Genomic DNA, 6,550 nt, shown 5'->3' on the forward strand with positions numbered 1-6,550 from the left:
GGTTTCCGGTGCAGACATTGGCGCGAATATGCCACTCTGCCCACATTTGCGCCGAAGGAGCAGCAGGATCCCGGCCCTCCTCAGAACCTGAACCGCCCACAGGTACCCGAGGGAGGCTGCGTCCCGACCCAAGGTTCAGTTGCAGTACGCTGTCACGGTTGATGCCAGTCAGCGAGGTTTGAGCGTTAGCCTCCTCAAGGAAAGCGAGAGAGAAAGCCAAAGCCATCCCAGCTAATCCCCAGAAAACAGCGCGGTAAACCATGGGATCTCCAGTAGTTAGATAGAGCATGACTCTAGTCAATAATAAGCTCAACTATACTGAAAATAATGTATAATATGTTCAGTACGGATTACTACCAGTTGATCTTTCTGTTTACTTTCGAGTCTGCCAACATGGTAGCCAAAGCAAAGCAGAAAATTGGTAGTAAGATGACACGGAAACTGCGCTTTGGGTGTTCTACTCAAAGCTTTGCGGGATACCGCCATTCTGTTTGGAAACAAACAGAATGCTATCGCTGCATAGTTGAACGGTGATGTTCAGCAGTGTTCAGCGTAAATGTATCAGCCCTGTCTTGAGCGCAATTATAGCCACTACTTCCCGTTCCTCCGGGCAGAACTGGGTCAAGTCTGCCTACGACCGCAGGCCGATTCCCGACCACTGCACGCAATGACGGCCCTGCTCATCCTTCAGGGATCCATCGCGGCGGTAGGAAAAGAAATCTTGGGGTTGGCTGAGGGTGCAATGGGGGCTGACGGCAATGTGTTCAGGGGGGATCCCTTTGGCTTGGGCTTGGGCACCGTTGACCCAGCGCAGATCCAGGCGAACCTTGCCAGGCAGAGGATCGGGCAACAGGGCGGCGCGGGCATCCAGCCCCGGGGGTAAACTGTTCAGCACCAGCTCCGCCACCGCTTCTGACACCTGATAGACCGACCCCGAAATGGAAGGCCCGATGGCCACGCGGATCCCAGCAGCAGGGATCCCCGCCTGTAAAAACTCCTGCAGCACCTTGGACAAGATCCCCGCAGCAGTGCCTCTCCACCCGGCGTGAATGGCCGCCACCCATTCTCGACTGGCCACCAAAATCGGCACACAGTCAGCGGTGCAGACCCAGGCAGAATCTCCTTGGCGGCGGGCAATGACCGCATCTGCCTGAGAACGGGTAGAGATCTCTTGACCAACAGAGCAGTCCTGCTCTCGTTTGTGTCCAAAGGTTTCGGTGATCCCATCTGCCCAAACCCAGTTGCAGCCATGCACCTGATGGCCCCACGCGGCCTGTTCAGGGGGCAGTTGCAGCCGGGCGGCCAACTGAGACGGGGGATGGGGATGACCTTGGCGAGAGCCAAAAGCGTGAGGCCACTCCGCCAAAAGCTGACACTCCAGCCAGCGCCATCTCTCTGCCTGCTGCCAAACCCACAAGGCGGAGCCACTCATCGGCGGGAGCTACCCGGACCAGCAATCGGCGGGGATCCTTGAGACCGATGTTGGGCGTGGAGATGACCCACCCGCTCTTCCAAACACATCTTTAGCTCGGCAGGGTTAAACAGCATCGGCAAAAAATGAATGCTTTTGGTTTCTCGGAAAAAGAACAACACCGGCAGCGGCGGCCAGAAAATTTGCCAATCCTGCCACTCGCTGTAGGGAAACTCGCGGATGCGCTTGGAGCCGCTGTAGACCTGCAGCGCCGTCCTGGTAAAGGCCAGACCGATCAGAGAGGTCTGCACCATCAAAAACAGGCCAAACAGGCCCACCCCTAGCCCCGCCCAAAACGAAAGCCAGAACAGCGGCACCGCCAAAGCCAACACCGACAGGCTGAGGCGAAAATCCGGAGTCAATAGATGGGCAGAATTGGGCCTGATCATGCCCCACTCCTCCTCTCAGGGATCCCAGACCCATTCTAGGCCGCCTCGGCAACTCTTCAGAAGTCAGAGGATCTGTAGGACATAGAGGAGAGAGCCTCTTCTCGAAATCAGGGAACGAGGGGCAAACCGAACCCGTTTTTTGAGTTATCCCGAAAAATACTTGGGATCCTGGGGAAATTGGGGTTTGCCATTGAGCTTCTTCCCACAGCTGGCCGATACAACCGCGCAGGCGGGATGGAATCCTCGCGTAGCTCTCAACTGAGGGCCTCACCGCGTGCGATGGTATACGATAAACTCCAGAGTTCCGCAAGTTTACAGATCAGAACCGGCGAGACATCCCTCGCTCACCCAAACACGGCCTGGGGAAAACCGACATAATACGGATATAACGAGTGCTTACTGCTAACCCGCACAATTCGTTGGGCCTCTCCATGCCTCTCGACCCTCTCTCTCAGTTGCCAGAGGAGCCAACCACTCAGATCCCCTTGGAGTTTTACGAGCGCAGACCCCAGCCTGAGGCAACTGCGGCCTTTCTAACGGTGCTCAGCGGCGCCAATGTGGGCATGACGTTTCCCTTGGCGAGGGGTGGAGTTTTGGGGCGCAGCCACCGCGCGGACATTCAGCTCTTGGATCACGCCGTCTCCCGGCAGCACTGTCGGCTGGAAAGAGAAAGTGAGGGTTATGTCCTCACCGACCTGGAGAGCCTCAACGGCACATATGTTAACGGCGAGCGCGTCAGCCGCGTTCTCCTGAAGGATGGAGATCGCATTCAAGTGGGGGCCAGCACCCTCAAGTTTGCCTACTACGACGCGGCAGAAGAAGCCTTCTTTTTGCAAATGGCCACTGCTGCCCTCTATGACCCGCTAACCGGTCTGTATAACCGACGTTTTTTCCTGAAGCAACTGGAGCTGGAGATCCCCTTTGCCCTTCGCCATCGCATTCCCCTCCACGTGCTCTATCTGGATTTGGATGGGTTTAAGCAAATCAACGACCGCTGGGGGCACTGGGCTGGGGATCAAACCTTAATCCAGGTGGCGCGGCGATTGCAAGCTCACGTTCGCCAAGACGATCTGGTGGCCCGCTTGGGGGGCGATGAGTTTGCCCTGCTGGTGCGCGGGATCCCGAACTCGCAGATCCTAGGGCTGGCAGAACGCTTGCGGCAGGCTGTCCAGACCCTGTTGGTGCAGGCGGGGACGGAGACCATCTCCCTAAGCTGCAGTGTGGGCATCGCCTCTCTGCTGGAGCTGGGAGAGGGAACTGACCCACAAAGTCTGCTGGCTGCTGCCGACAAGGCCCTCTACCAAGCCAAAGCTGAGGGGGGTAACCGAGAGACTTTGCTGTAGTTCAGGGCCAACTGCTGGAGTTTAGGATCCCTCTACCAAGCTGGCATAGGCTTCGGCACTCATGGTGTCTTCCAAGTCTTCGGGGTTGGCAATGCGCACCTTGATCAGCCAGCCATCGCCATAGGGATCGTCGGCAAGGCTTTCGGGGCTCTCCACCACCGCTGTATTCACGGCCACCACCTCTCCAGAAAGAGGGGCATAGAGATCTTCGACGGCTTTGACCGATTCCACCGAGCCAAAGCTTTCCCCTTTTTCAATCTCTGTCCCTTCTTCGGGCAAGCCCACGAAAACGATATCCCCCAGTTGATCGACGGCATAAGCCGTGATCCCAATCACCGCAATATCATCCTCAACATGGATGTACTCGTGGGTGTCCACGTAGCGCAGATGGGATGGATACTCCAGGGCCATGCCGGTTCTCCCATAAACTCAGTGGATTATTCTAGGGTCAACCCTTGAAGATGGTAAAGAGCGGATCCCAAGCCCGGCCCGCTAGAGAAACTCCATCAGCAGCCGATTGACCGTTTGCGGAGCTTCCTGCTGCGCCCAATGGCCGCATTCGGGGATGTACTCCTTGCGCAGGCCGTTGGGGAAAAAGGGATCCATCCCCTCGGTTAGCTCGCGGCTGAGGGCAAAGTCTTCTTCTCCCCAAATCAGCAGGGTGGGGGCGAGGATCTGCCGCATGGGCTGCAAAAACAGGTTCTGCAAGGTGGGCAGGTTAAACAGCTGGCGGTAGTAGTTGAGGGCAGAGGTGAGAACCTTGGGTTTGGAGAGGGCCTCTTGGTAGAGCTTGAGGTCGTGGCGGGTGAAGGCGCTTTTGCGCACCGAGGTTTCCTGGAAAATGCGGCGCACCCAATCTCCCAAATCCCACTGCAGCACCCACTCTGGCAGCCAAGGCAATTGAAAAAAGAACAGGTACCAACTGCGGCGCAGTTGATCCAAGTTGCTCAAGAATTCACGGCGAAAGCAGGCCGGATGGGGAGAATTGAGGACGGCCAGCTTGCGAATCTCCTCAGGAAAAAATTGCGCCCAGTGCCAGGCAATGGCTCCCCCCCAATCGTGGGCTACGACCACCGCTCTTCGGGCCCCAAAGTGGCTCAGCAAGCCGCGAATATCCTCGGTAAGGGTATCCAGGTCATAGCCGTGATCCGGTTTGTCGGAATCGTTGTAGCCGCGCATATCGGGTGCCACCACGCGAAACCGCTGCGCCAACACCGGAATCTGATGCCGCCAGGAGTACCAAAACTCCGGGAAACCGTGCAACAAGATCGCCAGCTCCCCTTCCCCTTGGGTGACGTAGTGCAGTTGAATGCCATTGGTAAGGGCATACCCGTGCTGCCAGGTTCCCATCTTGGCGGCTACCTCAGGAGGAAGGCGGGGGATCCCTGCTTCTGCCATGTCGTCTGCTCTCGAGCTAACCCATGATTTGGTATCCACCCATACTAACCTTTGTCGCCGGTCTTCCCTTTGCCGGCGCAGGCTTTTTGAGAGGCATCCTACGAAGAAAGCTTAAGAGAAAGTCTGCGGGTGAACAGATTAGATGAACACTAGCGCAGAAGGCCAAAGCCCAACATCCCCGCAAAGCGTTGCCATTTTGGGAGCCGGGGCTTGGGGAAGTACCCTGGCGATGCTGGCTCAGGGGCAAGGGCACCGGGTGCGGGTTTGGAATCGCCGCAAGGGCCTGGATTTGGCAGAAGTGCTCCAGGGATCCCAAATCCTCATCTCAGCCGTCTCTATGGCGGGGGTACGCCCTGTGGTGGAAGCGGTGCGCCAGGTGGGGATCCCACCGCAGGCAATTTTGGTCTCGGCCACCAAAGGGTTGGATCCACTGCAGCTTCTGACCCCTACCCAAATCTGGGGGGCCACTTTCCCGGAGCAGCCTCTGGTAGTGCTTTCGGGGCCTAATCTTTCGGCGGAGATCCGCCAAGGCTTGCCGGCAGCGGCAGTGGTGGCCAGCCGGGATCCCTGGGCCGCTGTGCAGGTGCAGTATGCCCTTTCCTCGGAGCGGTTCCGCCTCTATACCAGCAGCGATCCGCTGGGAGTGGAGCTAGGCGGCACCCTGAAAAATGTTATCGCCATCGCTGTTGGCGTGTGTGATGGCTTGCAACTGGGGGCCAATGCCCGTGCGGCTCTGGTTACCCGCGGCCTGGCAGAGATGATCCGGGTGGGATCCAAGCTGGGGGCACGGGCAGAAACCTTCAACGGCCTGTCGGGGTTGGGGGATCTGCTGGCCACCTGCCACAGCCGCTTGAGCCGCAACTACCGAGTGGGCTACGGGCTAGGCCAGGGCCAACCCTTGTCGCAGATTTTGGCGGAGATCGAGGGCACCGCCGAAGGGGTTTACACCGCTCCCGTCGTGGTCGAGATCGCTGCCCAGCACGGCATTCAGGTGCCCATCACCCAGGAAGTGCATCTGTTGTTGCAAGGGCAGACCACCCCCACCGCCGCCCTCACCCGCCTGATGGAACGTCAACTGACTTCGGAATAGGCTGCCTTCACTTCTCCCAAAGGAGGAGGGGGGTTTCTGGCATAACCGCAAATCTGCGGATGAGGAAAGTTGTTCCGCACTCTATCAGGATTTTTGCAGAGCAGGGAGATCCCAGAATGAGCGATTTGGCGGAGTTTTTTTTTCCAGAGTTTCCCTATGCTGCAGCTGTAGTTCTTCGACTTGTTCTTGCATCAACTCGGATCTCTCTGGCTCCGGGAAGGCGGACAGTAGGCCCGACAGGTTGGGCCAGGTCTTTGTTTAATTTTTTACAAAGTTATGTCCAAACGCATCCTGGTGATTGAAGACGAACCCTCCATCCGTACCTACCTGCAGAAGGTGTTGCAAAGAGCGGGGTACGACACGGTGGCGGCCACCGATGGAGAAGAGGGCTTGCAGATGGTGCGCACCCTGATGCCCGACTTGGTGTTGTGCGATGTGGTGATGCCCAAGCTGAACGGCTATGGGGTGCTGGATGCCCTGAGATGGGATCAGTCTACAGCTCACATCCCCTTCGTCTTTCTCTCCTCGAAAATCTCTCCCGAAGAGATTGAACAGGGGCTATGTTTTGGCTCCGATGCCTATCTGACGAAGCCCGTTGACCAGAAACGCCTGCTGAAAGCCGTTGCTGCCCAATTGTCTTGAGTTGACCAAAAGGCGCGGCAAGCCCCGTCCTTCAGGGCAGGGAAGGATAGCGCCGACCATAGCCGACGCCCTTTAAAAACGCAGTGCCGGCCATGTGAATATCGTTGTCATCACGCATAGGTCAAGAATACGATTGAGCGGTGCAACGACTTCAAGCCTTCAAGTACGAATTGCTGCCCAACAGCCAGCAGGAACGGCAGATGCGCCGCTTTGCTGG

At 57.5% G+C, this 6,550-nt stretch carries 8 protein-coding genes and 1 pseudogene; 5 read left to right on the top strand and 4 right to left on the bottom strand.

What is annotated here, in order from left to right:
• Positions 1-339: 339 nt before the first annotated feature.
• Positions 340-523, top strand: a pseudogene (locus ACVWZF_RS06085) (hypothetical protein); the annotation flags it as partial.
• A gap of 108 nt (positions 524-631) precedes the next feature.
• On the opposite strand, the gene pgeF reads toward ACVWZF_RS06085, so the two are convergent.
• Positions 632-1,432, bottom strand: coding sequence for a peptidoglycan editing factor PgeF (gene pgeF, locus ACVWZF_RS06090; RefSeq protein ID WP_011432010.1), 801 nt, complete (start codon positions 1,430-1,432; stop codon positions 632-634).
• Positions 1,429-1,860 carry a DUF3119 family protein gene (locus ACVWZF_RS06095; RefSeq protein WP_011432011.1) on the bottom strand — a complete coding sequence of 144 codons (432 nt, stop codon included), beginning with the start codon at positions 1,858-1,860 and terminating at the stop codon, positions 1,429-1,431. Before ACVWZF_RS06095 ends, pgeF begins: the two co-directional genes overlap by 4 nt.
• Positions 1,861-2,291: 431 nt before the next feature.
• Here ACVWZF_RS06095 and ACVWZF_RS06100 point away from each other — a divergent pair, with 431 nt between their 5' ends.
• Positions 2,292-3,203, top strand: a complete 912-nt coding sequence (locus tag ACVWZF_RS06100; protein WP_148202676.1) for a diguanylate cyclase — start codon at positions 2,292-2,294, stop codon at positions 3,201-3,203.
• Positions 3,204-3,224: 21 nt separating this feature from the next.
• On the opposite strand, the gene gcvH is transcribed toward ACVWZF_RS06100, so the two are convergent.
• A complete protein-coding gene (gene gcvH / locus ACVWZF_RS06105; RefSeq protein WP_011432013.1) occupies positions 3,225-3,614 on the bottom strand; it encodes a glycine cleavage system protein GcvH in 390 nt (129 codons plus the stop codon).
• An 81-nt stretch (positions 3,615-3,695) separates the two neighbouring features.
• Positions 3,696-4,601 (bottom strand): alpha/beta fold hydrolase, encoded by a 906-nt coding sequence (locus ACVWZF_RS06110; RefSeq protein ID WP_011432014.1) that lies wholly within the window; start codon positions 4,599-4,601, stop codon positions 3,696-3,698.
• A gap of 142 nt (positions 4,602-4,743) precedes the next feature.
• On the opposite strand from ACVWZF_RS06110, the gene ACVWZF_RS06115 reads away from it, so the two are divergent.
• The 3 genes from ACVWZF_RS06115 to ACVWZF_RS06125 form a co-directional block, all read left to right on the top strand.
• On the top strand, positions 4,744-5,691 hold the full coding sequence (locus tag ACVWZF_RS06115) for an NAD(P)H-dependent glycerol-3-phosphate dehydrogenase (protein ID WP_011432015.1): 948 nt from the start codon (positions 4,744-4,746) through the stop codon (positions 5,689-5,691).
• A gap of 276 nt (positions 5,692-5,967) precedes the next feature.
• Positions 5,968-6,333: a response regulator gene (locus ACVWZF_RS06120; protein WP_011432017.1), complete on the top strand. Its 366-nt coding sequence runs from the start codon at positions 5,968-5,970 to the stop codon at positions 6,331-6,333.
• 140 nt (positions 6,334-6,473) lie between these two features.
• Positions 6,474-6,550: helix-turn-helix domain-containing protein (locus ACVWZF_RS06125; protein WP_414381514.1), on the top strand; the 77-nt coding region annotated here is incomplete at its 3' end.

The sequence above is a fragment of the Thermostichus sp. OS-CIW-30 genome (genome assembly GCF_054060215.1).